Consider the following 25,077-nt stretch of genomic DNA (forward strand, 5'->3'; position numbering starts at 1 on the left):
GGTGATGCCCCTGCCCGCGCAGGGGCGACGGGTCACTGCCCCTTGAACACCGCCTTGCGCTTTTCGAGGAAGGCGAGACCGCCTTCGGCGGCGTCGGCGCTCGACCCGGCGATGCGCTGGCCCTCGGCCTCGGCCAGCAGCGCCTCGGCGTAGCTGTTCTCCAGCGCGGTCAGGATGTTCTTGCGCATGATCGCGTAGGACACGGTCGGTCCATTGGCGAGCCGCGTGGCGAGCGCCCGGGCCTCGGCCAGCAGCTGGTCGTCCTCTACGCACTTGTAGATGAGGCCCCAGTCCGCCGCCTTGTCGCCGCTGATCTTCTCGCCCAGCATCATCATCTCGGTCGCACGCGCCTTGCCGACGAGGCGCGGCAGCATCCAGCTCGCCCCGCCATCGGGCACGAGACCGATATTGACGAACGCCTGGAGGAAATAGCCGCTCTTTCCCGCGATCACGAAATCGCCGGCGAGGCCGATCGAGCATCCGACACCTGCCGCCGCGCCGTTCACCGCGGTGATGATCGGCATGTTGAGCCGCGCCAGGTTCATCATCAGCGGGTTGTAGTGGCGGGTCAGCGCGATGTAGCTGCCCTCGCCGCCCGAGATCGAGCGTTCGCCCCGCGCCGACAGGTCGGCACCAGAGCAGAACCCGCGGCCCGCGCCGGTAATGATCAGGCAGCGCGCGCCCTCCATCGTCGACAGCGCGTCGTTGATCTCGCCCGCCATGTCGAGGCTGCAGGCGTTCATCCGCTCGGGGCGGTTCAGCGTGATCGTGGCGATATTGTCGGCAACGTCGACGGTGATCGTTTCGTAGGACATCAGTGAGCCTCCCTCGGCGTTTCCATTATTTCGGTGAGCACGCCCTGCATGTCGCGGGGGTGGACAAAAAAGATCAGCGTGCCGTGCGCCCCGATACGCGGTTCGCCAAGCACCCGCTTGCCCTGGCTTTCGAACCAGGCCTTGGCGGCGTGGATCTCGGGCACTTCGTAGCAGACATGGTGCTGCCCGCCGGCCGGGTTCTTCTCGAGGAACGAGGCGATCGAGGCATTGCCGGGCAGAGGTTCGATCAGTTCGATCTGCGTGCCTTCGGAGCCGCCGGCGCCAGGCGTGTCGACGAAGCAGACTTTGACCCCCTGATCGGGCAGGTCGAACGGATCGTGGATCTTCGTCGCGCCCATGACATCGCGATAGAACGCGATGCTGTCGGCGATCGAGGGCGTGGCCACGCCGATGTGGTTGAGACGGCCGAGTTTCATTTTCCTGCTCCCTCAGACGCGATCACAGCGGGATGTTGTCATGCTTCTTCCACGGATTCTCGAGGCTCTTGTTCCTCAGCTTCCGTAGCCCCAGTGCAATCCGCCGGCGGGTCGAGTGGGGGTAGATCACCTCGTCGATGAAGCCCTTGCTCGCCGCGACGAAGGGGTTGGCGAAACGATCCTCGTATTCCTTGGTCCGCTCCGCGATCTTGGCGGGATCGCCGATGTCCTGGCGGAAGATGATCTCCACCGCGCCCTTGGCCCCCATCACAGCGATCTCGGCGGTGGGCCAGGCGTAGTTGAGGTCGCCCCGCAGATGCTTGGAGGCCATGACGTCGTAGGCGCCGCCATAGGCCTTGCGCGTTATCACGGTGATCTTCGGCACCGTCGCCTCGGCATATGCGAAGAGCAACTTGGCGCCGTGCTTGATGATCCCGTTATGCTCCTGCGCGGTACCCGGAAGGAAGCCGGGCACGTCGACGAAGGTGACGATGGGAATGTTGAACGCGTCGCAGAAGCGCACGAACCGCGCCGCCTTCTTGGAACTGTTGATATCGAGCACGCCCGCCAGAACCATCGGCTGGTTGGCGACGATTCCGACCGTGCGGCCCTCGACCCGGCCGAAGCCGCAGATCACGTTTCCGGCATGCTTGGGCTGAATTTCGAAGAAGTCGCCCTCGTCTACCGTCTTACGGATCAGTTCGTGCATGTCGTAGGGCTGGTTCGCGCTGTCCGGGATCAGCGTGTCGAGGCTCATCTCCAACCGGTCGTACGGGTCCGAGGTGGGCCTTTCCGGCACCTCGTCGCGGTTCGACGAAGGGAGGAAATCGATGAAATCGCGCGCGATCAGCAGCGCCTCGATGTCGTTCTCGCAAGCCAGATCAGCCACCGAGGTGCGCGTGGTGTGCGTGACCGCGCCACCCAGTTCCTCCTGCGTGACGACCTCGTTGGTGACCGTCTTGACCACGTCGGGGCCGGTGACGAACATGTAGGAGCTGTCCTTCACCATGAAGATGAAGTCGGTCATCGCGGGCGAATAGACCGCGCCGCCCGCGCAAGGGCCCATGATCAGCGAAAGCTGCGGGACCACGCCGGAGGCCAGGACATTGCGCTGGAACACTTCCGCATAGCCGCCGAGGCTGGCAACGCCCTCCTGGATCCGCGCGCCGCCGCTGTCGTTGAGGCCGATGAACGGGGCGCCAACCTTGAGCGCCATGTCCATCACCTTGCAGATCTTCTGGGCGTGACGCTCTGACAGCGCGCCGCCGAACACGGTGAAGTCCTGGCTGAAGACGTAAACGAGGCGGCCATTGATCGTGCCGCTGCCGGTAACCACGCCATCGCCCGGGATCTTCTGCCCCTCAATCCCGAAGTCGACGCAGTTGTGCTCGACGAACATGTCGTATTCTTCGAAGCTTCCTTCGTCGAGAAGCACCGTCAGCCGCTCACGCGCAGTGAGCTTGCCCTTTGCGTGCTGGGCGTCGATCCGCTTTTGCCCGCCGCCCATCCGCGCGGCCTCGCGCCGCTTTTCGAGCTCGGCGATGTTTGCAGACATGCGGTTGCAATCCTTCCATTCGTTCCCACTGCGGGCCTGTCGCGTCTGGCATGCAATGTCCAATGTGAATTTGCAAAGTTGCGAAGCGCCAGTTTGCAAACTATCGTCGGCCGATGGTCACGCGCCCTCGCCTTTTCGCAGGAGCCCGGCTGCGTCGGTTGCGCGAAGAGTCCGGCTTGCGCCAGGCCGACCTTGCTGCGCGCCTCGGCATCAGCGCGTCCTATCTTTCCCAGCTCGAACATGACGATCGTCCGCTCACGACAGCGCTCGTCGATGCCCTCACCCGCGCCTTTCCGTTGGACTGGGCGCACGAGAGCGCCGACCTGACGCAGCGCCGTCTGGCCGCGCTGGCCGAGGCTTCCGCCGACCCCCTTTTTGCGGACCCGCTTGATGCCGAACAACTTGCGCGGATTGCCGAGCAGCAGCCCGCGCTCGCCGACAGGTTCGTGGCGCTCCACGCAGCCTATCGCCGCGCGGGCCAGCGCCTGCAGATGGTCGACGAGGCACTTTCGCTCGATTCCGCCGGTGGTGCGCGCCTGCCCTGGGAGGAAGTGCGCGACTGGTTTCATCTCGCAAACAACTATGTGGACGTGATCGACCGGGCGGCCGAGGCGCTGGCGGCGCGGCTTGCCGGAGGGAGTTCGACGCCCGAGACTTCCGCTATCGAGAATCATCTTCGCGGAGCGCTGTCGGTGTCGCTGCTATATGCCGCGAACCGGGGCCTGCGCGATTTCGACGCCGAGATGGGCCACCTTGTGGTCGATCCCGGCCAGCCACCCGAAAGCCGCCGTTTCCAGCTCGCTCACCAGCTCGCGGCGCTGGCATTGAAGGACGATATCTCGGCGCTGGTGGAAGAGGCGGCGCTGCGCTCTCCCGCGGCGCGTCAGCTCCTCTTCGTGGGCCTGTGCAACTATGCCGCGGGCGCGCTGCTCATGCCTTACCGCCGGTTTCGCGATGCGGCGCGCGCCGCCCGCCATGACATCGACCGGCTGCGGCAGGAGTTCGGCACCAGCTTCGAGCAGACCTGTCACCGCCTCTCCACCCTGCAGCGCACCGACGCGCGGGGCGTGCCCTTCTTCTTCTGCCGCGTCGACATGGCAGGCAACATCACCAAGCGTCACTCGGCCACGCGGCTCCAGTTTGCGCGGTTCGGCGGCGCTTGTCCGCTATGGATCGTGCACGAGGCGGTGGCGATTCCCGACCGCATCCTCGTTCAGCTGGCCGAAACGCCCGACGGCGTGCGCTACGTTTCGATGGCGAAGGGGCTGGTCAAGCCTTCGGGAAGCTTTGCCCGCTCGCCCCGCCGCTATGCCGTGGCACTTGGGTGCGAGGCGGAGCACGCTAGGGAATTTATCTTTGCCGATGGCCTCGACATCGCCGCGCCGCAGGCGGCGACGCGGATCGGCGTGTCGTGCCGCATCTGTCCCCGGCCCGACTGCGACCAACGCGCCTTTCCGCCCAGCGACCGCGCCATCGTGGTCGATCCGGACCGGCGGGGGGTCGTACCCTACTCGCTCGCCTGAACGCTCAGACCTTGACCAGCCCGTGCGCGATCAGGCTTCGCGCGGTTTCGACAATCGACTGGCGCACGGGGACGTAGTCGAAGCCGAACACATCGCGCGCATGTTCGCCCGAAACGCGCTTGGTCTTGCCCAGCTCGCCGCGCAGTTGCTTCATTTCCGGCATGAAGAATGACAGAAGGGTGACGAGGAAATCGGGCATCGGCCGGGTCGGAACCTTTGCCGCCTGCGGCCCCAGTTCGGCGCGCAGCGCTTCTGCCATTTCGGCCGCCCACATGAAGCCGGCGGAGGCCGCGAACCGTTCGCCGCGCACCTTGTCGGCCGGCGCCTCGAGCGCAAGGACGTGGAGAAGCGCCACGTCGCGAACGTCCACTCCGCCGATGCCGAAGCGCGGTATCATGGGGACCGAGCCGTCGAGCATCCGCTTCACGAGTTCGATGGAAGTCGAGAGGTCGTCGCTGACGACGGGCCCGAACACGCCCACCGGATTAACCGAGCAGAATTCAAGGCCCGACGCGTTGGCCGCGACCCATTCGCGCGCGGCCCGCTCGGCGACGGTCTTGGATTTGATGTAGGGCGGCAGGCCAGGTGCCGCCATATTCGTCCAGTCGCCTTCGTCGAATTCAGTCTTCGACGGCGGATAGCCATAGGCAATCGCCGCGGCAGAAGATGTCTGGACGAAGCGCGTAGCGCCCGCGTCCTTGGCAAAGCGCAAGGCGCGCAGCGTGCCCTCGCGCGCCGGCACGATCAGTTCGTCGGCGTCCTTGGGCATTCCCAGGGGAAATGGTGATGCTACGTGCGCGACATGGGTGCAGCCCGCGTTCGCCTCGGCCCAGCCGGCATCGTCCATGAGGTCGGCCGCGAAGAACCTGAGCGTCTCGGGGGTGCCGCCAACCTCGGCGCGAACCTTTGCTTCGCGCGCCAGGTTCCGGATGGTGGTATTCACCGTCCAGCCGCGAGCGAGCAGCTGGCGGATCGTTTCTCCAGCAATGTAACCGCTGCCGCCTGTGACCAGAACCGTGCCTGCCATCGTCGCTCTCCCCCGTGATCGACGGAAAGCCTAGCAGTCCGGTTGCAACGTGCAACCTAGCGCATCAGGACAAGTTCCTCGGCCATTGATGGGTGCAGCGCCACGGTCGCGTCGAAGTCCGCCTTCGTCAGACCGGCCTTCACCGCGATCGCCGCGGCCTGGAGAATCTCGGGGGCTTCAGGACCGATCATGTGCAGGCCGAGGATCTTGCCGGTCGCGGCGTCCGTGATCAGCTTGTAGAGTCCGCGCTCCTGTCGCCCGGCGAACACGTTCTTCATCGGACGGAAGTCCGACGAATAGACCCGAATATTGCCGTACTTGTTGCGGGCCTGGCCTTCGGTCAGGCCCACGCCGGCCAGCGGCGGCTGCGAGAAGACCGCGCTGGGAATGCAGCCGTAGTCGACCGTCGAAGGCATTCCCCCGAACACCGTATCGGCGAACGCCTGGCCTTCGCGGATGGCCACAGGCGTAAGCTGCACCCGGTTGGTCACGTCGCCGACGGCATAGATGCTGTCGCAGGATGTCCGGTTGTGCTCGTCGACCGGAATCTCGCCCTTCTCGCCAAGCGTAATTCCGGCATTCTCCAGCCCGAGGCCGGCGGTGTTGGGTTTGCGTCCGGTGGCGACGAGGACGATGTCGGCCTTGAGCGGGTCCTGACCTTCCAGATTCACCTCGAGGCTGCCGTCCTCGAGCTTCGTCACCTTGTTGAACGGACAATGGAACTTGTACTCGATCCCGCGCGCCATCGTGATCTGGAGCAGCCGGTCGCGCATCGCCTCGTCATAGCCGCGCAGGATCACGTCGCTCCGGTTGACCACGGTGACGTGCGCGCCAAGTGCGTTGAAAATCCCCGCGAATTCCATCGCGATATATCCCGCTCCCGCGATCACCACCCGCTTCGGCATCTTTTCGAGGTGGAACACTTCGTTCGAGGTGATGCAGTGCTCCGAGCCCTCGAATTCGGGAACCGCCGGCCATGCGCCCGTGGCGACCAGGATCACCTTGGCGCTGATCTCGCGGCCGCTGGCAAGCTTGACGCCGTGCGGGCCGGTGATCGTCGCGCGCTCAAGAAACCGCTCGACGTCGTGGCTCTCGAGAGTGCTGGTGTAGGCGGCGTTCAGCCGGTCGACATCCTTGAGTACGGTGTCTCGCAGCACCGCCCAGTCGAAGCTCATCGCCGAGACGGTCCAGCCGTAATGCGCCGCGTCCTGAAGTTCCTCGGCGAAGTGCGAACCGTAAACGAGGAGCTTTTTCGGAACGCAGCCACGGATCACGCAGGTGCCGCCGATGCGGTACTCTTCGGCCACGGCAACCTTTGCGCCGTGCGCCGCGGCAACGCGACTGGCGCGAACGCCGCCAGACCCGGCGCCGATCACGAACAGGTCGTAGTCGTACTCGCGGTTTTCGCCGGTCGAAGGGGCTGGACTGGTCTCGGTTTCGGGCATGAAAACTCCTCTGGCGGGCGGCATATGGCGATCCGCGCCGCCGCTTGCCAATGCCTTTTGCGCATCAGAGTGAACGCAAATCCTGCGCTTGCCCTCAGGTCAGCCCCGCGGCTTCGAGCAGTGCAGCGGTGCTGGAGTCAAAGCTGGCGTTGCCCTTCTCGATCGCCTTGGCAATTTCCTTGCCCAGCTCGACGCCGAACTGGTCGAACGGGTTGATGCCCAGCAACTTCGCCGAAACGAAGGTACGATGCTCGTGAAAGGCGATCAACGCGCCCAGCGTCGCGGGCTCCAGATCGTCGAGCAGGATCGTCGCCGAGGGTCGGTCACCGGGATATGAACGGGCGGAATCGTCGCCCGCCTTGCCCGTCATCAACGCTGCGCCCTGGGCAAAGCAGTTGGCCAGAAGGGTGCGATGATGCGCGGGGTCGAGCGCGTCCCCGGACATCGTGACCGCGATGAAATCCACCGGTACGAGGTGGGTGCCCTGGTGGAGCAACTGGAACACCGCATGTTGCGCGTCGGTGCCGACGCCGCCCCATGTGATCGGCGCGCTCGGACGGTCGAGCGGCTCGCCGTCGGCGGTCACGCGCTTGCCGTTCGATTCCATTTCGAGCTGTTGGAGGTAGCTCGGCAAAAGCCGCAGCCGCTCGTCGTAGGCGAAAACCGCGCGGGTCTCGCAGCTCCTGACTTGCGCATAATAGAGATCGGCGAAAGCAGCGCGCGCAGGTAGATTGCGCTCCCATTCGGTGTCGCGAAAATGGCGGTCCATCGCGGCGGCGCCTTCGAGGAACGCCTTGAAACCGTCCCACCCGATTGCCAACGCAATGGGAAAGCCAATCGAGGACCAGAGCGAGTAGCGCCCGCCGACGTCCTCGGGAAACGGAAGGACGCGGGTTTCGTCGACACCCCATTGCACCGCCTTTTCGGGGGCGGCGGTAAGTGCCACCACCTGCCCGTAGGGATCGCCGATCCCGCCTTCGCGCAGCCACTCAAGCGCGCTTGCGGCATTCGTCAGCGTTTCGGTGGTCGTGAAGGTCTTCGAGGCGACCGCGATCAGCGTATGGGCGGGATCGCACTGCGCAAACGCGGCTTCGAGCGCGCAGCCATCGATGTTCGATACGACGTGGACCGCGATCCGGGGATTGTCGCGTGCCAGTGCGTCGATCGCAAGAGCGGGACCGAGCGCCGAGCCGCCGATGCCGATGTGGATCAGGCTGCGCATCTCGCCGAGCACACCATCGTGAATCGCCTCGACCAGCAAGCGGGTCCGTGCATGAAGCGCCGCCGCCTCCTCCACCATCGCCTCGTCCCCCTCGCCGCGTTGCGCGGTGTGCCCGGCGGCGCGATGCTCGGTCACGTTGACGATCGCGCCCGAGAAAAGCGCGGCGCGTGACTGATCGAGGCCCACCTTCTCGCAAAGGCGCAGGAAACCGTCGATGACGGGGCGATCAAGGTGTGTCTTCGACCAGTCGAAGCGGATCGGGCCGCCCGGCAGCTCAAGCGTCTCGGCCAGCAGATCGAGGCGATCGCCGGCATCGAACAGTTCCGCCAGCGTCGGGCGAGGCAGTTTCTCAAGCGCGGTCCACAGCGACGCTGTTTCGTTCATCGGCTGCGATCCTTTGCTTTCCTACACATGCGGCGGACGCTATGCCGCCTGCGCGCCATCACGCCAAGCGTCGGCGTTCCACAATCTACCCGCGTCCACGGCATCGAACGGCGCGGCAGCAAGCACTAGCGGATCGAGCAGACCTACATGAATTCGACCACCAACGACACCGACACCACGGCGCCCGAAGGTCAGCCCCTGCTGCTGGATCAACCTAGCCCGCCCGCGAAATCGGCCAAGAAGGAAGACAGTTTCCCGGTCTTTCTGATCAAGCTGGCGCTGATCGTGGTCATTTTTCGCAGCTTCTTCTTCTCGCCGTTCAACATCCCCAGCGAATCGATGCTGCCGCGGCTGGAAAACGGGGATTACCTTCTCGCGGCCAAGTGGCCCTACGGCTATTCGCGCTACTCGCTGCCGTTCAGCCTTCCCCTGATCCCGGGCCGCATCCTCGCCCATGCTCCGGAACGGGGCGACGTGGTGATTTTCAAGGCGCCTCCCGGAAACGACGTCGATTACATCAAGCGGGTGATCGGCCTTCCTGGCGACCAGATCCAGCTCGTCGGCGGGCAGGTGGTGCTCAACGGCCAGCCGATCCCCAAGCAGCGCATCGAAGATTTCGAAATTGCGGTCTCGGCCAACACCCGCTGCCTGTCGCCGCAATTTGCCGCGAGCCGCGCGGATGGGACCCCGGTGTGCCACTATCCCCAATTTCGCGAGACGCTGCCGGGGGGAAAGTCCTACAACGTCCTCGATCTGGGCGTAACGCCGCAGGACGATACCGCGCCGGTGGTTGTGCCTGAAGGCCACGTGTTCCTGATGGGCGACAATCGCGACAACAGCATGGACAGCCGCTTCCCCGCGGTCGAAGGCCAGGGAATCGGCATCGTCCCGCAGGCCAATCTCGTCGGCCGCGCCGCGCTGATGATGTTCTCCACCGATGGCGGATCGTCCTGGCTGCTGCCGTGGACGTGGTTCTCGGCGGGCCGCTGGCACCGCATCGGGGGGACGTTTTGAAATCGAGCGGACTGAGCGCGGAGACCGCAGGATACCTCGCCAAGTTGACCGGCGAGCCGCCGCGCCAGCAGTCCTTGTGGCTTGAAGCGCTAACGCACGGCAGCATGGGTGAGCAGGTGCATTACCAGAGGCTCGAGTTCCTGGGCGACCGGGTTCTCGGCCTCGCGATCGCCGAGTGGCTGCACGAAAGTGGCAACGACAGCGAAGGCAAGCTCTCGCAACGCCTCAACGCGCTCGTCAGCGGAAGCGCATGTGCCGAAATCGCGCGCCACATCGGCTTGCCCCCGCATCTGCGGCTGGGCAAACAGGCGCGTGACGACGGCGGCCATGACAGCGACAACATCCTGGGCGACGTCATGGAATCGCTGATCGGCGCGCTTTTCATCGAGCGCGGCTACGAAGCGGCCCGCGACCTCGTTCGCAAGCTGTGGGCCGATCTTGTCGCGCGCGGCAAGGGCACGTCGAAACATCCCAAGGCCGCGCTTCAGGAATGGGCCGCGGGCAACAAGCGCAAGGTGCCCGAATATACGCTCCTCAGCCGCGAGGGGCCGGATCACGCAGCGACTTTCGTCGTCGAGGTGGCGATCAAGGGCATCGGATCCGCACGCGGCTCTGCCGCCAGCAAGCAGGAGGCCGAAACCCAGGCGGCCCGCGAATTCATGGAGCGTTTCGGATGACCACGCATTGCGGCGTCGTCGCCGTCCTTGGTGCGCCCAATGCGGGCAAATCCACCCTCGTCAACGCTCTGGTGGGGCAAAAGGTCGCGATCGTCAGTGCCAAGGCGCAGACAACGCGTGCCCGACTGATGGGGATCGCGCTCGAGGGCGAGGCCCAAATAATCCTCGCCGACACACCCGGCCTGTTCGAACCCCGCCGCCGGCTCGACCGGGCGATGGTCTCGGCCGCATGGGAAGGCGCGCACAGCGCCGACGCGATCCTGCTGGTCGTCGATGCATCGAAGCGCAAGTTCGGCGGGCTGGCCAGCATTCTCGCAACCTTGAAGGACCGGCCCGAGCGTAAACTGCTTGCGCTCAACAAGGTGGACGCGACCGCGAAGGAGCCCTTGCTCAAGCTTGCCGAGGAAATGCTGGGCGAAGTCGGGTTCGACGAGGTGTTCTTCATCTCCGCCTTGACCGGCGACGGCGTGCCCGAACTCAAGGCCCGCCTGGCCGAGCTCATGCCCGAGGGCCCGTGGCACTATCCCGAGGATCAAGTGAGCGATGCGAGCGAGCGCCTTCTGGCCGCCGAGATCACGCGCGAGCAGCTTTATCGCCAGCTCCACGACGAGTTGCCCTACGATGCGGCCGTGCGGCCCGAGAGCTATACTCCGCGCAAGGATGGCTCTGTCGAGATCCGTCAGCAGATCGTGATCGCGCGCGAAAGCCAGAAGCCGATCGTGCTGGGCAAGCGCGGGGCGCGGATCAAGGCGATCGGAGAGGCGGCCCGCGCCGAGCTAGCGGAACTGCTGGGGGTAAAAGTCCACCTCTTCCTCCACGTCAAGGTCGACGAGGCGTGGGCAGAGAGCAAGGAAATCTACGAGGAAATCGGACTCGACTGGGTCAAATAGGCCCTATCTCGCGGGATCAGCGCAGCTTGGCGATCCCGATCCCGTCTGCCTTGGCCCGATCCTTGGTCGACTCCTCGCTGCGGTTCAGCGCCTTCGCGATTTCCTTGAGCCCCTTGCCCTTGCCGGCAAGCACTCGCAGCTTGTTCAGCTCATCACTGGTCCACGGCTGCTTGTGGCGTTCGAAACGTTCAGCCATTTTCCGGTCGACCTCCTGTCGCTGACCTGCGCGACGCCGGTGCTTAGGGCACCGGACTGGCGATTACAGCAAGTTTCGCGGGCCAAGACGCTGTGAACGGGCGAACCGGGCCGGCATCGCCCTCTCCGCTGCTCCCCACTAACCCAAGTTCACTCGGCCGCTTCCGTGGCGGCCCGCGCGGCCTTCTTGGCGGGAGCCTTCTTGGCCGCCGGCTTCTTGGCGGCCGACTTCTTGGCTGCAGGCTTCTTTGCCACCGCCTTTTTCGGCGCGGCGCGCTTCTTCTTGCCCTTCGCCGGACCTTTCGCCGCGCGTTCGGTTATCAGCACGACGGCCTCTTCCTCGGTCAGGCTCTCGGGCGTCTTGTCGCGCGGCAATGTCGCGTTGGTGGTTCCATCGGTGACGTAGGGTCCGTAGCGGCCCTGCATCAGCTTCATTTCCCCGCCGCTCTCGGGATGTTGTCCGAAGACCTTCAGTGGCTCGACCGGGGTCCGCGCGCCGCCGCGGTTCGCGGCATCGGCAAGCTTTGCCACCGCCGCGTTCATTCCCGTTTCGAACACTTCGCGAGTGCCCTGAAGCTTGGCGTACTTGCCGGCGTGCGCCAGATAGGGACCGTAGCGGCCGATGCTGGCTGTGATCGGGCTTCCGGTGTCAGGATGGACCCCGATCTCACGCGGGAGCGCGAGCAGCTTGATCGCCCATTCAAGGTCCAGCTCGATGTCCTTGGGGATCGAGGCGCGCTTGGCCTCCTTGCCCTCGCCAAGCTGGATGTAGGGGCCGAATCGCCCGGAGCGTCGCGTGATTTCCAGCCCGCTGACCGGTTCCTTGCCCAGCCCCTCGTCCTCGCCGCTTTCGCCATTCTCGCCGCCCGGCTGCGCGAATTTCCGGGTGAACTTGCACTCGGGATAGTTCGAGCAGGCGACGAAAGCGCCGAACTTGCCGCCGCGAAGCGATAGGCGTCCCTCGCCGCACTTGGGGCACAGGCGCGGGTCGCTGCCGTCGGCGCGCGGCGGAAACAGGTAATCGGACAGGAACAGGTCGAGCGCGGCGGTGATCTCGCTGGGCTTCTGCTCCATGACCTCGTCGGACTTGGGCTTGAAGTCCTTCCAGAACTCCGCGAGCACCGCTTTCCACGCAGCGCGGCCGCCGGAAACGTCGTCGAGCTCGTCCTCCATTCCGGCGGTGAAATCGTAGGCGACGTAGCGTTCGAAGAACCGTTCGAGGAACGCGGTCAGCAGGCGCCCGCTCTCCTCCGCGAAGAACCGGTTCTTCTCGGTCCGCACGTAATTCCGGTCCTTGAGCACCTGCAGCGTCGAGGCATAAGTCGAGGGGCGCCCGATGCCGAGTTCCTCGAGGCGCTTGACCAGGCTGGCTTCGGAAAAGCGCGGCGGCGGCTGGGTGAAGTGCTGGGTCGCGTCCACCCCTCGCTTGGCCGGGCTGTCGCCCTTTGCCATCACCGGCAGGAGCGCGGAGTCCTCGTCCTCGCCGCTCTGCGCCGCGTCCTTGCCCTCTTCATATACCGCGAGAAAGCCGGGGAACTTGACCACCTGGCCGCTGGCACGCAGCTCATGTTTGCCGGTCCCATCGCGCAGGATGACGGTCGTGCGCTCGAGCGCGGCCGAGGCCATCTGGCTGGCCAGCGCGCGCTTCCAGATAAGGTCGTAGAGCCGCGCTTCGTCGCCACTGCCGTGCCTGTCGCGGCCAAAATCGGTGGGCCGGATTGCCTCGTGCGCTTCCTGCGCGTTCTTGGCCTTGGTCTCGTAAACGCGCGGCTTTTCCGGCAGGTAATGGCCGTTGTAGCGATCGGAGATGACCTTGCGCGCGTCGGAAATGGCGCTCGGGTCCATCTGCACGCCATCGGTACGCATATAGGTGATCGCGCCTGCCTCGTAGAGGTTCTGGGCGATCCGCATCGTGTGGCTTGCCGCAAAGCCGAGCTTGCGCGCGGCTTCCTGTTGCAGCGTCGAGGTCGTGAACGGCGCATAGGGATTGCGCCGCTGCGGCTTGGTTTCGACGTCCTCGATCGTGAATTTTGCCGCTTCGACGGTGGCCTTGGCGCGCATCGCCACGCCTTCCTCGCCCAGGCTCAGCCGCTCCAGCTTTTCGCCGTCGAATTTCACCAGCCGGGCGGCAAATTTGGTCCCGCCTTGCTCGAGGCGGGCGATGACCGACCAGTATTCCTGCGCCCGGAACGCCTCGATCTCGCGCTCGCGCTCGACGATCAGGCGCAACGCGACTGACTGGACGCGGCCGGCCGAGCGCGCGCCGGGAAGCTTGCGCCACAGCACAGGCGAAAGCGTGAAGCCGAACAGGTAGTCCAAGGCGCGGCGCGCGAGGTAGGCGTCGATCAGGTCGTGATCGAGCTCGCGCGGCGCGGCCATCGCGTGGGTAACCGCCTGCTTTGTGATCGCGTTGAAGGTGACCCGCTCAACCTCCTTGGGCAGCGCCTTGCGCCGGCCGAGCAATTCCTTGACGTGCCAGCTGATCGCCTCACCCTCGCGGTCAGGGTCGGTGGCAAGGATCAGACGGTCGGCGGTCTTGGCCGCATCGGTGATCGCCTTCATCTGGCGTTGCTTGTCGGTGTTCGGCTCCCAGTCCATCGCGAAGTCCTCATCCGGCTTCACCGAACCGTCCTTGACCGGCAGGTCGCGAACGTGGCCGTACGAGGCCAGCACGGTGTAACCGGGGCCGAGGTATTTCTCGATGGTCTTCGCCTTGGCGGGCGATTCTACGATGACAAGTTGCATGATGTTGCGGGCAGTCCCTTACGCGTATGTATGTACGCGCGAGGGTGGCGAGGCCGCGGGCCGCCCGTCAAGCGCCATCGCACGGCAGGCTTTCCGCCACCGGCGACAGAATTTTGGGGGCGGCCGATCGAAGGTCATCGGGGCGCGGCCTAGCGTGACGTGACCCGCCACGCCGCGAGGAATCCCGCTCCAAGCGCAAGATCAATGGCGGCGAATATCGCGATGGGCGGTTCGAGGCGGCCCAGCGCGTAGAGCGTCAGGGCGGGTACCGAGAATACGAGCTTCTCGATCACCGCCAGTGGCATGAGCGCCCGATACTTCTCCGGAGCGCCGCCGATGATCCAGAACATGCCCTGGAATACGAGCGCGGCTCCCACGAAGCCGAAATGCGTCTCCACCCGCGCGCCCGGCGGCAGGCTGACGAAGTAAAGCGGAAACAGCACGATCACGCCATAGATCGCGGCCCAGCGGAACATCCGTGAAGGAAAACCGGTCCCCATTGTAACTACCCCCAAGCCTCCCGTTTACTCGATCAGGCTTACCCGCGCGCCGGCATGGCGCACGAGACGCCCCGAGATTTCGAGTTCCAGCAGGGCCAACTGCACCGCCCCGCCGCGCTGACCGCTTTGCCTGATCAATTCGTCGACCGCGACCGGCGCCGTCCCGAGCAGCGCCGCGATGTCGGGCGGCTCACCCCATTCGGCATCGTCATCGGGGATGAACAGGCCCGGCTCCTCGCGGAAGGAAGAGCGCGGCGTGCCGGTGAACCCCGACACCAGCTCCACCACTTCCTCGGGCGATTGCACCAGTACCGCGCCGTCGCGGATGAGCTGGTTGCATCCTCGGCTTCGTGAATCGAGCGGCGAGCCGGGAATTGCCATGACTTCGCGCCCTGCCTCGCCAGCGAGCCGCGCAGTGATGAGCGAGCCCGAACGCGGCGCGGCCTCGACCACGACCGTACCGGCGGCAAGTCCCGCGATGATCCGGTTTCGACTGGGGAAATGTCGCGCCAGCGGCTCGGTCCCGGGCGGCTGCTCGGCGATCAGCATTCCGCGGGTGGCCACCTCTTCCTGCAGCTCCGCGTGTTCGGGGGGATAGGCGATGTCGATGCCGCTGGCGATCACGCCGATAGTGCCGCCCCTACCCGTAAGCGCTCCGCGATGCGCGGCGCCGTCGATCCCGCGCGCCAATCCCGACACGACGGCAAGCCCCGCTTCGGACAAGGCCGCGCCGAAGTCGCGGGCCAGCTTCACCGCGCCGGCCGACGCGTTGCGGGCACCCACGATGGCGACGCAGGTGCGTTGCGGAATGGTCGGGTCGCCCCGGATCACGAGGATCGGCGGGGCACCTTCGCTCTGTGCGAGCAGTGCAGGATAATCCGGCGAATCGTGAAACAAGTAGCGCGCGCCGGCTGCCTTCACGGCGTCGATTTCCCGCCGGACAGCATCTGCCGGCGCGGCGCGATAGGGTTTGCCCGCGCGACCCGCCAAGTCCGGAAGAGCCTCGATCGCCTGCTCGGCAGTGGCGAAACGCGCCAGCAACTGCCGGTAGCTGATCGGGCCGATGTTGGGCGAGCGCAGAAGCCGGATGCGGGCAAAGGCTTCGCCGGGCGAAAGGTTCACGCCTTGCTCCCGACGCGTGGCTCGGTCCCCTTGCGGAGCCGCGCGATATTCTCGCGGTGGAGCCACAGTATGAGGAGGCAGAGCAAGGCCAGCACGGCTGCGTAGTCGCCCCGGCCGATCGCCAGCGCCGCGATCGGCGCGCTAATCGCCGCCGCCATCCCGCCGAGCGAGGAAATGCGCGTTAGCGCCAGGACACCCAGCCAGACGACCGCGTAAGTCAGGCCGATGGGCCAGGCCAGACCCAGTGCGACGCCCATCATGCAGGCCACCCCCTTGCCGCCCTTGAAGCGAAGCCAGATCGGGAAGCAGTGTCCGATCACCGCGGCCGCGCCTGCGAAAACCTCGCTGCCGGGCCAGGCCGCGCGAGCCACGAGCACTGCGGCCAGCGCCTTGGCGAGATCGAGCAGAAGGGTCGCGGCGGCAAGTTCGCGGCGGCCGGTACGCAGCACGTTCGTCGCGCCGATGTTGCCCGACCCGATTGCCCGCAGATCGCCGGCGCCGAACATCCTCGTCAACAGCAGGCCGAACGGTATCGAACCGAGCAGGTAACCCAGCGCCGCGGCATAAATCAGTTCTGGCATGCGTCCTCCCCCGGATGCCGGAGCATAGGCTCGGTCGATACCTTCTTGAAAGGGCCGTTCTTTCCTTTACCCGCCGCTCCCCCTAAAGCACTGGGACGACACGTGGGGGATTGCGGCGCTTGGCCGAAAAGACTGCTTCGAACGCACCGCTTCTGATCTTCGATTCCGGCGTGGGCGGCCTGTCCGTCCTGCGCGCGGTGCGGGCGCTGATGCCCTACGCGCCGGTGGTCTATGCCGCCGACAACGCCGCCCTGCCATACGGCAACAAGACCGAAGCCCAGATCGCGAGCCGGGTTCCCGCCCTGCTCGGACGCATGGTGGAACGGTTCCATCCGCGCCTTGTCACCATCGCCTGCAACACCGCGTCGACAATCGCATTGCCCGCGGTGCGCGAGGCGCTCGAACTGCCGGTTGTCGGGACAGTCCCGGCGATAAAGCCCGCGGCGGCGATGACCCGCAGCGGCGTCATCGGTCTTCTGGGAACCGAGGCCACGATCCGCCAGGGCTATGTCGACCGCCTCGAGGCCGAGTTCGCGCAAGGAAAGATGCTGCTGCGCCATGCCGCCCCCGAGCTGGTCAGCGCGGCCGAGGTGCGCCTGCGGGGACAACCGATTGACCCCGCGATGATCGCGCGTGCGGTGGCCGGCCTCCGCAACCAGCCGGGCGGCGAAAGGATCGATACGGTCGTCCTCGCCTGCACACACTTCCCCCTGATCGAGGATGAGCTTGCGGCCGGGTTCGGGCCGGGCGTCAGCTTCGTTGATGGCGCCCAAGGGATTGCGCGACGTATCGAATTTCTGACCCTGGGCGAGGAATGGGCCCGAAACGGTGCGGACTTTGCCGTGTTCACGCGCGAGGGCAGCGACGTCGACGCGCTCGCCCCTGCCTTGCGCGACTACGGCCTTGAACGGAGCATGATCCTGTGAGGGTCCGCAAGTGAAGCGGCGGTATCGCTTGCTGTTGCTTGCAGTCGCAGTTCTCGGCCTGCCATACTACTGGCTGGTGCTGGACAATTCGGTGAGCGGCGTTCCCGCCTATCGGCTGGATATCGCACAGCTTCGCCAGGCGGCCGGTGCCATTCCGGGGGCCCGGCCCGACAGCGTGACCGTGCAGGTCGTTGGCTGGCGGCGGGTGCCCGGCACGCTGATGGTCGCGGGCGGCGGACTGAAACGCAATCTCGTCGCGGTGCAAAGCTTCCTGTTGCACGCGCCGGGCGGGAACATCGTGATCGACAGCGGCTTCGATGCGGCTGCGGCAAGGTCGATGGACATGGAAAAGTTCCTGCCCGCCGCGCAGGCCAAGGTCGATGCCGCGATCAGGGACGCCCGTCTGGTCCTGTTCACGCACGAGCATCTCGACCACATGACCGGACTTTTGCGGATGAAGGATTTCGCCTCCGTCGCGCCGCACGTCCTCGTGACCCCGGAACAGGGTCCGGGCGGCCCCCTCGCCCGTTCTCTTCCGTGGCCGCGGGATACCGGAAGACTCGTCCCCAGGAAGCTTGCGCCCGTCCAGCCAGTCGCGCCGGGGGTGGTGGTGGTTCGGACCCCCGGTCACACTCCGGGGTCGCAGATGATCTTTGCGCGGCTTGCCGACGGCAGCGAATACCTGTTTGCCGGCGACACCGCCTCGATGCGGCGGAACTGGAGCCTTAAACGGCTCCGCTCGCGCCTGCTGAGCGATTATCTTGCGCCCGAGGACCGCCCGCAGGTAATGGGCTGGCTTCGCGCCATCAACGACCTTTTCCGGCAGGACCCCGGCCTCATCGTGGTTTCAGGGCACGACTACGACGACCTGGTTACCGATCCGACCAAGCGCGCCTTCCGCGAGGATTTCGTCACCCGTACGGTGATCCCGCGTCCGCCTGGTTCGCAACTGCAATGATGCTGGCACTCGCGCCCCATCTCGGCTAGAGAGCGCGCGGGGTATCCGGGCGCGTAACACGATTTTTCGACTTGGCCACGGGAGCGGCAGAGTGAATTACGAACAGGTCTTCGACCAGGCGATCGATCGGCTTCACTCGGAAGGTCGATATCGGGTGTTCATCGACATCCTGCGCAACAAGGGCATGTTTCCCAACGCGCGCTGCTTTGCCGGCCACAACGGACCCAAGCCGATCACCGTGTGGTGCTCGAACGACTATCTCGCCATGGGGCAGCACCCCAAGGTGATCGCCGCGATGGAAGAGGCGCTCCACGATGTCGGCGCCGGTTCGGGCGGCACCCGCAATATCGGCGGCAACACGCATTATCATATCGACCTGGAGCGCGAGCTTGCCGACCTGCACGGCAAGGACGGCGCCCTGCTGTTTACCAGCGGCTATGTTTCCAACGACGCGACGCTCTCCACGATCGCCAAGATCCTCCCGGGCTGCGTCATCTTCTCCGACGAACTCAATCACGCGAGCATGATCGCCGGCATCCGCAATTCGGGTGCCGAAAAGAAGGTTTTCCGCCACAACGACCTTGCGCATCTCGAGGAACTGCTCGCCGAAACCGATCCCGCGCTGCCCAAGCTGATCGCGTTCGAGAGCGTCTATTCGATGGACGGCGATGTCGCCCCGATCCACGCGATCTGCGATCTTGCCGAAAAGTACAACGCGCTGACCTACATCGACGAAGTCCATGCCGTGGGCATGTACGGCGCGCGGGGCGGCGGCATCTCCGAGCGTGACAACGCGGCCAGCCGGATCACGATCATCGAAGGCACCCTGGGCAAGGCGTTCGGCGTGATGGGCGGCTATATCGCTGCCGACACGCGGATCATCGACGTCATCCGCAGCTATGCGCCGGGCTTCATCTTCACCACTTCGCTGTCGCCCGTTCTGGTCGCGGGCGTGCTGGCGGCGGTGCGCCACCTCAAGGGGTCGAGCGAAGAGCGCGATGCGCAGCAGCGCCACGCGGCAATGCTCAAGGGCATGTTCCGCGATGCCGGGCTGCCCGTCATGGATTCCACCACGCACATCGTTCCCCTGATGGTCGGAGATCCGGTCCGTGCGAAGGCGATCAGCGACATCCTGCTCGCCGAATACGGCGTCTATGTGCAGCCGATCAATTATCCGACTGTGCCCCGGGGAACCGAGCGTCTTCGTTTCACCCCCGGTCCGACGCATGACGAAGCGATGATGCGCGAGCTTACCCAGGCTCTCGTCGAGATCTGGGAACGCTTCGACCTGCCGGTCGCGCGCGCCGCCTGATGATCGCAGCCCTGCTGCTCCTGGCAGCCGGACCACAGGACGCCGCCTACCAGTCCGCCCGCAAGATTGCCGAGCATGGGATGCTCGCCACGGTTGGGCCGCTGATGGCGGTGAAGGAAACCGAGGAACTCGTCCTCGCTCACCCCGAACTCACCCCGGCGGAGAAGGCAAAGCTCCACGAAGTCGCACGCGAGCAGGAGGAACTAGCCCGGCGCAAGATGATGGACGCGGAAGCGTCGGCCTATGTTGCGCACATGAGTGCTGCCGACCTCAAGGCACTGGCAGCCTGGGTCGATTCCCCGCTCGCCCATCGTCAGCGCACGGCCCTGCCCCAGATCGTGATGTCGACCATGCAGACTCTGGGAACGATCGACTTCAAGGGCAGCGTGACGAAGGCATACTGCGCGAAGACGGGCAAGCTCTGCCCCGAGGCGCCCGCCAGCCCCGCAGCCCCAACGGCGGACGAGACCGCAAAACCCTGACCGGCGAAGTTGCCTGCGACAGCCTCGCTGATCCAGGGCCGGCGAAATGAACCGCCGGCCCTGCATTCACGTGCTTCAGAAGCTGATCAGCGCAGGGCCACCACGTTGTCGGTGACGCGGGGATCGCGCCGCGAGCCGGTGTACTGGCTTGCCATCGGCTCGTCCGACACTTCGTGGACCTCGGTCTCGCCGAAGCCGTTGAAAGCCGTCTTCATGGCCGCACCGTAGGCGCCGAGCATGCCGATCTCGATATAGTCCCCGGCCTTCGCATCGGACGGAAGCTCGAATGGACCCTCCATATGGTCGAGATCGTCGCAGGTCGGACCATAGAAGCTGAACGCCTCGGTGGCCTCGTCGGCCCCGTGGCGCAGCAGCTTTACCGGAAAGCGCCAGCCCACGTGCGCGGCATCGAACAGCGCGCCATAGGCGCCGTCGTTGATGAAGAGTTCCTTGCCGCGGCGCTTTTCGACCTGGACGACGAGCGAGTTGTATTCCGCGCACAGCGCGCGGCCCGGCTCGCACCACAGCTCGGCCGAATAGGAAATCGGCAGCGATTCGTAGGTCCGGTCGATGACGCCGAAATAATCCTCGAGCGGCGGCGGCTCCATGCCCGGATAGACCGAGGGAAAGCCTCCACCGACATCGACGATATCGACCAGCACCGAGGCATCGACGATCGCCGCGCGGACCCGCTCCAGCGCCTGAACATAGCCGTGCGGGCTCATCGACTGACTGCCGACGTGGAAGCAGATGCCAAGGCTGTCGGCGACCTGACGGGTCGCCTGGAGCAACTCCGCCGCGTCGGCGAGATCGACCCCGAACTTGGACGCCAGGCTGAGCTCGGAATACTCGGACGACACGCGCAGGCGCACGCACAGCGAGAGATCCTCGGCATTGCCGGTCGCGGCCTTGATCTTTTCGAGCTCCTCGACCGAATCGAGGCTGAACACGCGGCAGCCGTGGATGCTGTAGGCCTCGGCGATCGCGGACGCGGTCTTTACCGGGTGCATGAAGCACAGGACCGCCTCGGGCAGCGTCGAACGCACAAGGCGTACTTCCGCGATCGAGGCGACGTCGTAGTGCGTAACCCCGGAATCCCACAGCACCCGCAAGAGATCAGCCGACGGGTTGGCCTTGACCGCATAGAGCGATCGGCCAGGGAACTTTTCGACGAAGAAGCGTGCCGCACGCGCCGCAGCATGCGGGCGATTGAGGATCACGGGACGGTCCGGCGCCGAGGCGCGAACTACAGCCGATGCGTCAGGAAATTGGTGCAACTCAAGGGACCCCCAAACGGTTTGTTCACAAGAAGCTGCCTTGCGGTTTTGGAAGTCCCCTTGGGGCAGCGGGGGGTCGCTATAAAGCTGGGGGGATGAACTGCAAGTGAAAATCGACCCCTGTTACATATCCCTGTTCAGCCAGCCCGCCTTGCCCCGGCCCAGGGGATCACGAGGCGGAACGCAGGTATTCGCCCATCGCGTGATAGGCAGGCAGCGAAGCCCCATCGAGCGCCGAATTTGCCGCGACCGGATGCGACGCGAAGCGCGCGATCACCATTTCGGCCAGCGGATCGACATAGATCGTCTGGCCGTGAATTCCGCGCGCGGTGAATGCCCCGTGGGCGTTATGGGTAACCCACCATTGGCTGCGATAGGACCATCCGGGCAGTTGGGGATAGTTGGCGCGGGCGAAATCTTCCGGCTTGCCGCCGCGGGTTATCGAATCGACGACACCGGCCGGAATGACCTGTGCGCCGTTGTACCGGCCGCCCATGCGCATCGCCTCGCCGAAGCGCGCCATGTCACGCAGGACCGGGTTCAGCCCGCCGCCAGTGAACCCAGTGCCGGCCGAATCGGTGAGAAGATCGGCGTCGCACTCCATTCCCAGAGGCTGCCAGATCCGTCGCGAAAGCACGTCTGCGATCCGTTGCCCTTCAATCCGTGCGACGATCCATCCCAACACCTCGGTATTGACCGTCCGGTAGGTGAAGGCCGCGCCATGGGACCCCTCGCCCCGCAAATCGGGCAGGTAGCGGTAAAGGCTGGTCGGACCATTGTAGCCCGAAGGCCGCGGAGTTAGACCCAGAGCAAGGCTGAACGCGCCGATTCCGGAACGAGGATCGGTGTAGTCTTCGGAATAATCGATGCCCGTGGTCATATCCATGACATGGCGGACGGTCGCGTTACCGTAACCGCTGTCGGCCAGTTCGGGAACGTAGGCGGAAACAGGCGCTGTCTCATCGAGACGACCCTCGTCGATCAGCATTTCGGCAAGGGTGCCAACGAAGCTCTTGGTGACAGAGAAGGCGATATGGCGGCTGAGCGGGCCGGTAACGCCGAAATAGCGTTCCTGCACGATTGCGCCCTTGTGGAGGATCACGACCCCGTCGGTGAAATTAGCGAGCAATCCGGCATCCCAGCGCATCGGGTCCCCGACCCCGGCCGGGCGAAAGGTCACTGCGTCCAGATCGTCACGCAAGGCGCGCGGCAGCGGCGAAGCAGGCCCCTCGCCCCGCGAGACGAGCTGAGTGGGAAGAAACTCGCGCATGTGTGAGAACGACCAGCGGGTATAGGGAAAGCGCATGTGATTGCCCTGCGCGGGATCAATCGCGAGTTCGGGGGGCGGCGGCGCGCCTTTCATCCAGCCCATCACAGCCGGGTCGCTGGTAACCGCATCCAGAATGGGCTTGCCGGCCATCGCATCTTCCCCTGTCGCTTGATCGTTCGCCGCGACGATGCCTTACGAAAGCCGGTTGCGGAAGTCCTCCCAGCCAAAGCGGCGAACGCATTCGAGGCTGTCGGTTTCGCTGTCCCACAACCATATCGACGGCAGCGGGACGCCATTGAAGGTGGTGGTCTTCACCATTGAGTAGTGCGCCTGATCGAGAAAGGCGAAGCGCGTGCCCGAACTGGCGCCGCCCGGCATGACGTAATCGCCGATCACATCCCCGGCGAGGCACGACGGGCCGCCGAGGCGCACCGGCTCGCCCTCGTCCAGTTCTCCCAGCAGCGCGGGACGGTACGGCGCTTCGATCACGTCTGGCATGTGGCAGGTCGCGGAGATGTCGGTGACGGCCAGGTCCATCCCGTTCCAGAGCGCGTCGAGGACTGTGCCGACGAGAATCCCTGCATCGAGGGCAACCGCCTCACCTGGCTCCATGTAGATTTCGCAGCCCGTCTGCGCCTTTATCGAGCGAAGGAAATCGACCAACTCGTCGCGCTGGTAGTCGCTGCGGGTGATGTGATGCCCGCCGCCGAGGTTGATCCAGCGAAGCTGGTCCAACCAGCGCTCGATCTGCGGGGCCAGCACTGCCCAGGTGCGCTTCAGCGGGGCTAGATCCTGTTCGCACAGGGTATGGAAATGAAGGCCATCGACGCCTTCCAGATGGGAATCTGTCAACTGGTCGACAGGAAAGCCGAGCCGCGAGTGCGGCGCGCAGGGATCGTAGCGGGGCACCTCCCCTTCGGCGTGGAGCGGGTTGATCCGCAAGCCGATGTCGAATGTCGACCCACCGGCGCGGGACTGCGCGATCTCTGGCGCGAACCGCGCATGCTGGCCGGGCGAATTGAAGATGACATGGTCGGACAGGCGGAGGATTTCTGGCAGGTCCTCGCCTTTGTAGGCGGCGCAGTAAGTCGTGATCTCGCCGGTATAGTTCTCGGCCGCGAGCAATGTCTCCCACAAGCCGGACGTGCAAACACCATCGAGATATTCGCTGACGAGAGGCGCCACCCGCCACATCGAAAAGGCCTTGAGCGCGCTGAGCATCCTGATGCCGGCGCGATCGCGAACATCGGCAAGGATGCGCAGATTGCGGCGCAGCGCCGCGGAATCGACCACGAATGCCGGGCTATCGACCCGCGAAAGGTCGAAACTGGCGAAGGCCCCGGGATACCCCGCGCGCGTTTCCATCAGCGGCGCCGCCGATGCGGCACGGGCGCAAGCGAAAGTCCCGCAGGCCCAATCTGCCTCGTCGGTGTCCGGTTCACGGGGCCCAACATCAGAATGACAATGGCGCGGGAAGTTCCTCGACCTGCCAGGGCAGGCCATGGCGGTTGAGCATCTCCATGAACGGATCGGGGTCGAACTGCTCGATGTTGAATACGCCCTTGCCCGACCACACGCCGCCTAGCATCAGCGCGGCACCGATCATTGCGGGGACGCCGGTGGTGTAGCTGACCGCCTGGTTGCCGGTCTCGGCATAGGCCTCTTCGTGATCGCAGATATTGTAGAGGTAGAAGGTCTTCTCGCCTCCGCCGTCGAGCGCCTGGCCGGTGGCGATATCGCCGATGTTGGTCTTGCCCTTCGTGGTCGGCCCAAGGCTCGCCGGTTCGGGAAGGACCGCCTTGAGGAACTGAAGCGGCACGATCTCATGGCCTTCGTAGATGACCGGGTCGATGCGGGTCATGCCGACGTTCTGAAGCACCGTTAGATGCTGGATGTAGGCATCGCCGAAGGTCATCCAGAACCGGATGCGCTCGATCTCGGGCATGAAGCGAGCGAGGCTTTCCAGCTCTTCATGATACATCAGGTACATGTTCTTGGGGCCGACTTCCTTGAAGTCGAACTCCTGCTTGATCGCCATTGCCGGCGTTTCGACCCATGCGCCGTTGGCCCAGTGGCGGGCCGGTGCAGTGACCTCGCGAATGTTGATCTCGGGATTGAAGTTGGTGGCGAAGGCCTGGCCGTGGTCGCCGCCGTTGCAGTCGAGGATGTCGAGCGTGCGAATGGACGACAGCTTGTGCTTCTTGAGCCAGGTGGCGAAGACACTCGTGACGCCAGGATCGAAGCCCGAGCCGAGCAGCGCCATCAGGCCGCGCTCCTTGAACCGGGCATCGTAGGCCCACTGCCAGCGATATTCGAACTTGGCCTCTTCGCGCGGTTCGTAGTTGGCGGTGTCCATGTAGTTGACCCCGGCCTCGAGGCACGCCTCCATGATGTGCAGGTCCTGGTAGGGCAGCGCCAGGTTCACGACCAGCGCCGGCCCGACCTTGCGGATGAGCGCGGTCGTCGCCGCGACATCGTCGGCGTCGATCTGCGCGGTCGCGATGCTAACGCCGGTGCGTTGCTTCACCGATTCGGCGATCGCGTCGCACTTGGCCAAAGTGCGGCTCGCCAACGTTATCTCGGCAAAGATGTCGGGGTTCATCGCCATCTTGTGGACCGCGACCGATCCGACGCCGCCCGCGCCGATCACCAGTACCTTGCTCAAGATCGCTTCTCCTTTGGCCACTGCGAAGCCCGCGCATATAGAGCCGGCACCAACC

General features: G+C 65.2%; 23 protein-coding genes. 8 read left to right on the forward strand and 15 right to left on the reverse strand.

All coding sequences use genetic code 11. The features are described from left to right. Positions 1-32: 32 nt before the first annotated feature. The 3 genes from ACFO0A_RS10000 to ACFO0A_RS10010 are packed head-to-tail and all read right to left on the reverse strand — an operon-like array spanning position 33 to position 2,807. Positions 33-815 carry an enoyl-CoA hydratase-related protein gene (locus ACFO0A_RS10000; protein WP_379538859.1) on the reverse strand — a complete coding sequence of 261 codons (783 nt, stop codon included), beginning with the start codon at positions 813-815 and terminating at the stop codon, positions 33-35. Continuing rightward, positions 815-1,252 carry a methylmalonyl-CoA epimerase gene (gene mce / locus ACFO0A_RS10005; RefSeq protein WP_379538860.1) on the reverse strand — a complete coding sequence of 146 codons (438 nt, stop codon included), beginning with the start codon at positions 1,250-1,252 and terminating at the stop codon, positions 815-817. The genes ACFO0A_RS10000 and mce overlap by 1 nt, the downstream gene beginning before the upstream one ends. Positions 1,253-1,274: 22 nt before the next feature. After that, on the reverse strand, positions 1,275-2,807 hold the full coding sequence (locus ACFO0A_RS10010) for an acyl-CoA carboxylase subunit beta (protein ID WP_379538861.1): 1,533 nt from the start codon (positions 2,805-2,807) through the stop codon (positions 1,275-1,277). 113 nt (positions 2,808-2,920) lie between these two features. Here ACFO0A_RS10010 and ACFO0A_RS10015 point away from each other — a divergent pair, with 113 nt between their 5' ends. Next, the gene (locus ACFO0A_RS10015; protein ID WP_379538862.1) at positions 2,921-4,330 is read left to right on the forward strand and encodes a helix-turn-helix domain-containing protein; all 1,410 of its coding nucleotides are present in this window, start codon (positions 2,921-2,923) and stop codon (positions 4,328-4,330) included. 4 nt (positions 4,331-4,334) lie between these two features. On the opposite strand, the gene ACFO0A_RS10020 is transcribed toward ACFO0A_RS10015, so the two are convergent. The 3 genes from ACFO0A_RS10020 to pgi form a co-directional block, all read right to left on the reverse strand. Next, positions 4,335-5,357, reverse strand: a complete 1,023-nt coding sequence (locus tag ACFO0A_RS10020; RefSeq protein WP_379538863.1) for an NAD-dependent epimerase/dehydratase family protein — start codon at positions 5,355-5,357, stop codon at positions 4,335-4,337. Positions 5,358-5,413: 56 nt separating this feature from the next. After that, a complete protein-coding gene (gene gorA, locus ACFO0A_RS10025; RefSeq protein ID WP_379538864.1) occupies positions 5,414-6,802 on the reverse strand; it encodes a glutathione-disulfide reductase in 1,389 nt (462 codons plus the stop codon). Between the two features lie 94 nt (positions 6,803-6,896). Beyond that, entirely contained in the window at positions 6,897-8,408 is a 1,512-nt protein-coding gene (pgi, locus tag ACFO0A_RS10030; RefSeq protein ID WP_379538865.1) for a glucose-6-phosphate isomerase, read from the reverse strand. 147 nt (positions 8,409-8,555) lie between these two features. Here pgi and lepB point away from each other — a divergent pair, with 147 nt between their 5' ends. From lepB to era, 3 genes are read left to right on the forward strand one after another with little or no spacing between them, the layout of a single operon-like run. Beyond that, entirely contained in the window at positions 8,556-9,422 is an 867-nt protein-coding gene (gene lepB / locus ACFO0A_RS10035) for a signal peptidase I (protein ID WP_379538866.1), read from the forward strand. After that, positions 9,419-10,099: a ribonuclease III gene (gene rnc, locus ACFO0A_RS10040; RefSeq protein ID WP_379538867.1), complete on the forward strand. Its 681-nt coding sequence runs from the start codon at positions 9,419-9,421 to the stop codon at positions 10,097-10,099. The genes lepB and rnc overlap by 4 nt, the downstream gene beginning before the upstream one ends. Next, positions 10,096-10,989, forward strand: coding sequence for a GTPase Era (era, locus tag ACFO0A_RS10045; protein ID WP_379538868.1), 894 nt, complete (start codon positions 10,096-10,098; stop codon positions 10,987-10,989). The genes rnc and era overlap by 4 nt, the downstream gene beginning before the upstream one ends. 16 nt (positions 10,990-11,005) lie before the next feature. Here era and ACFO0A_RS10050 read toward each other — a convergent pair whose 3' ends face one another. The 5 genes from ACFO0A_RS10050 to plsY form a co-directional block, all read right to left on the reverse strand. Then, the gene (locus ACFO0A_RS10050; protein WP_379538869.1) at positions 11,006-11,185 is read right to left on the reverse strand and encodes a hypothetical protein; all 180 of its coding nucleotides are present in this window, start codon (positions 11,183-11,185) and stop codon (positions 11,006-11,008) included. A gap of 149 nt (positions 11,186-11,334) precedes the next feature. Next, a complete protein-coding gene (gene topA / locus ACFO0A_RS10055) occupies positions 11,335-13,929 on the reverse strand; it encodes a type I DNA topoisomerase (RefSeq protein WP_379538870.1) in 2,595 nt (864 codons plus the stop codon). Between the two features lie 149 nt (positions 13,930-14,078). Next, the gene (locus ACFO0A_RS10060) at positions 14,079-14,405 is read right to left on the reverse strand and encodes a hypothetical protein (RefSeq protein WP_379538871.1); all 327 of its coding nucleotides are present in this window, start codon (positions 14,403-14,405) and stop codon (positions 14,079-14,081) included. Positions 14,406-14,453: 48 nt separating this feature from the next. Next, positions 14,454-15,551: a DNA-processing protein DprA gene (gene dprA / locus ACFO0A_RS10065; protein WP_379538872.1), complete on the reverse strand. Its 1,098-nt coding sequence runs from the start codon at positions 15,549-15,551 to the stop codon at positions 14,454-14,456. Beyond that, positions 15,548-16,132 carry a glycerol-3-phosphate 1-O-acyltransferase PlsY gene (plsY, locus tag ACFO0A_RS10070; RefSeq protein ID WP_379538873.1) on the reverse strand — a complete coding sequence of 195 codons (585 nt, stop codon included), beginning with the start codon at positions 16,130-16,132 and terminating at the stop codon, positions 15,548-15,550. Before plsY ends, dprA begins: the two co-directional genes overlap by 4 nt. 119 nt (positions 16,133-16,251) lie before the next feature. Between plsY and murI the strand changes: the two genes are divergently transcribed. The 4 genes from murI (at position 16,252) to ACFO0A_RS10090 (ending at position 19,810) form a co-directional block, all read left to right on the forward strand. Then, a complete protein-coding gene (murI, locus tag ACFO0A_RS10075; protein WP_379538874.1) occupies positions 16,252-17,058 on the forward strand; it encodes a glutamate racemase in 807 nt (268 codons plus the stop codon). A gap of 28 nt (positions 17,059-17,086) precedes the next feature. Beyond that, positions 17,087-18,016, forward strand: a complete 930-nt coding sequence (locus tag ACFO0A_RS10080; protein ID WP_379538875.1) for an MBL fold metallo-hydrolase — start codon at positions 17,087-17,089, stop codon at positions 18,014-18,016. A gap of 91 nt (positions 18,017-18,107) precedes the next feature. Beyond that, positions 18,108-19,328: a 5-aminolevulinate synthase gene (gene hemA, locus ACFO0A_RS10085; RefSeq protein WP_379538876.1), complete on the forward strand. Its 1,221-nt coding sequence runs from the start codon at positions 18,108-18,110 to the stop codon at positions 19,326-19,328. Then, the gene (locus ACFO0A_RS10090; protein WP_379538877.1) at positions 19,328-19,810 is read left to right on the forward strand and encodes a hypothetical protein; all 483 of its coding nucleotides are present in this window, start codon (positions 19,328-19,330) and stop codon (positions 19,808-19,810) included. Before hemA ends, ACFO0A_RS10090 begins: the two co-directional genes overlap by 1 nt. A gap of 86 nt (positions 19,811-19,896) precedes the next feature. On the opposite strand, the gene ACFO0A_RS10095 is transcribed toward ACFO0A_RS10090, so the two are convergent. From ACFO0A_RS10095 to ACFO0A_RS10110, 4 genes are all read right to left on the reverse strand, one after another. Beyond that, positions 19,897-21,087 (reverse strand): type III PLP-dependent enzyme, encoded by a 1,191-nt coding sequence (locus ACFO0A_RS10095; protein WP_379538878.1) that lies wholly within the window; start codon positions 21,085-21,087, stop codon positions 19,897-19,899. A gap of 169 nt (positions 21,088-21,256) precedes the next feature. Next, entirely contained in the window at positions 21,257-22,507 is a 1,251-nt protein-coding gene (locus ACFO0A_RS10100; RefSeq protein WP_379538879.1) for a serine hydrolase domain-containing protein, read from the reverse strand. Positions 22,508-22,549: 42 nt separating this feature from the next. Then, positions 22,550-23,722 (reverse strand): carboxynorspermidine decarboxylase, encoded by a 1,173-nt coding sequence (locus ACFO0A_RS10105; RefSeq protein WP_379538880.1) that lies wholly within the window; start codon positions 23,720-23,722, stop codon positions 22,550-22,552. Between the two features lie 88 nt (positions 23,723-23,810). Beyond that, positions 23,811-25,022: a saccharopine dehydrogenase family protein gene (locus ACFO0A_RS10110; protein WP_379538881.1), complete on the reverse strand. Its 1,212-nt coding sequence runs from the start codon at positions 25,020-25,022 to the stop codon at positions 23,811-23,813. Between the last annotated feature and the right edge of the window lie 55 nt (positions 25,023-25,077).

Origin of the sequence: Novosphingobium tardum (genome assembly GCF_042652045.1) — a bacterium.
In the GTDB taxonomy this organism is placed as follows: Bacteria; Pseudomonadota; Alphaproteobacteria; order Sphingomonadales; family Sphingomonadaceae; genus Novosphingobium; species Novosphingobium tardum.

Coding starts and splice junctions, on each gene's coding strand:
- ACFO0A_RS10000 (WP_379538859.1), bottom strand. CDS start 815: ATGTCCTACGAAACGATCACCGTCGACGTTGCCGACAATATCGCCACG.
- mce (WP_379538860.1), bottom strand. CDS start 1,252: ATGAAACTCGGCCGTCTCAACCACATCGGCGTGGCCACGCCCTCGATC.
- ACFO0A_RS10010 (WP_379538861.1), bottom strand. CDS start 2,807: ATGTCTGCAAACATCGCCGAGCTCGAAAAGCGGCGCGAGGCCGCGCGG.
- ACFO0A_RS10015 (WP_379538862.1), top strand. CDS start 2,921: ATGGTCACGCGCCCTCGCCTTTTCGCAGGAGCCCGGCTGCGTCGGTTG.
- ACFO0A_RS10020 (WP_379538863.1), bottom strand. CDS start 5,357: ATGGCAGGCACGGTTCTGGTCACAGGCGGCAGCGGTTACATTGCTGGA.
- gorA (WP_379538864.1), bottom strand. CDS start 6,802: ATGCCCGAAACCGAGACCAGTCCAGCCCCTTCGACCGGCGAAAACCGC.
- pgi (WP_379538865.1), bottom strand. CDS start 8,408: ATGAACGAAACAGCGTCGCTGTGGACCGCGCTTGAGAAACTGCCTCGC.
- lepB (WP_379538866.1), top strand. CDS start 8,556: ATGAATTCGACCACCAACGACACCGACACCACGGCGCCCGAAGGTCAG.
- era (WP_379538868.1), top strand. CDS start 10,096: ATGACCACGCATTGCGGCGTCGTCGCCGTCCTTGGTGCGCCCAATGCG.
- ACFO0A_RS10050 (WP_379538869.1), bottom strand. CDS start 11,185: ATGGCTGAACGTTTCGAACGCCACAAGCAGCCGTGGACCAGTGATGAG.
- topA (WP_379538870.1), bottom strand. CDS start 13,929: ATGCAACTTGTCATCGTAGAATCGCCCGCCAAGGCGAAGACCATCGAG.
- ACFO0A_RS10060 (WP_379538871.1), bottom strand. CDS start 14,405: ATGTTCCGCTGGGCCGCGATCTATGGCGTGATCGTGCTGTTTCCGCTT.
- plsY (WP_379538873.1), bottom strand. CDS start 16,132: ATGCCAGAACTGATTTATGCCGCGGCGCTGGGTTACCTGCTCGGTTCG.
- ACFO0A_RS10090 (WP_379538877.1), top strand. CDS start 19,328: ATGATCGCAGCCCTGCTGCTCCTGGCAGCCGGACCACAGGACGCCGCC.
- ACFO0A_RS10100 (WP_379538879.1), bottom strand. CDS start 22,507: ATGGCCGGCAAGCCCATTCTGGATGCGGTTACCAGCGACCCGGCTGTG.
- ACFO0A_RS10105 (WP_379538880.1), bottom strand. CDS start 23,722: ATGGAAACGCGCGCGGGGTATCCCGGGGCCTTCGCCAGTTTCGACCTT.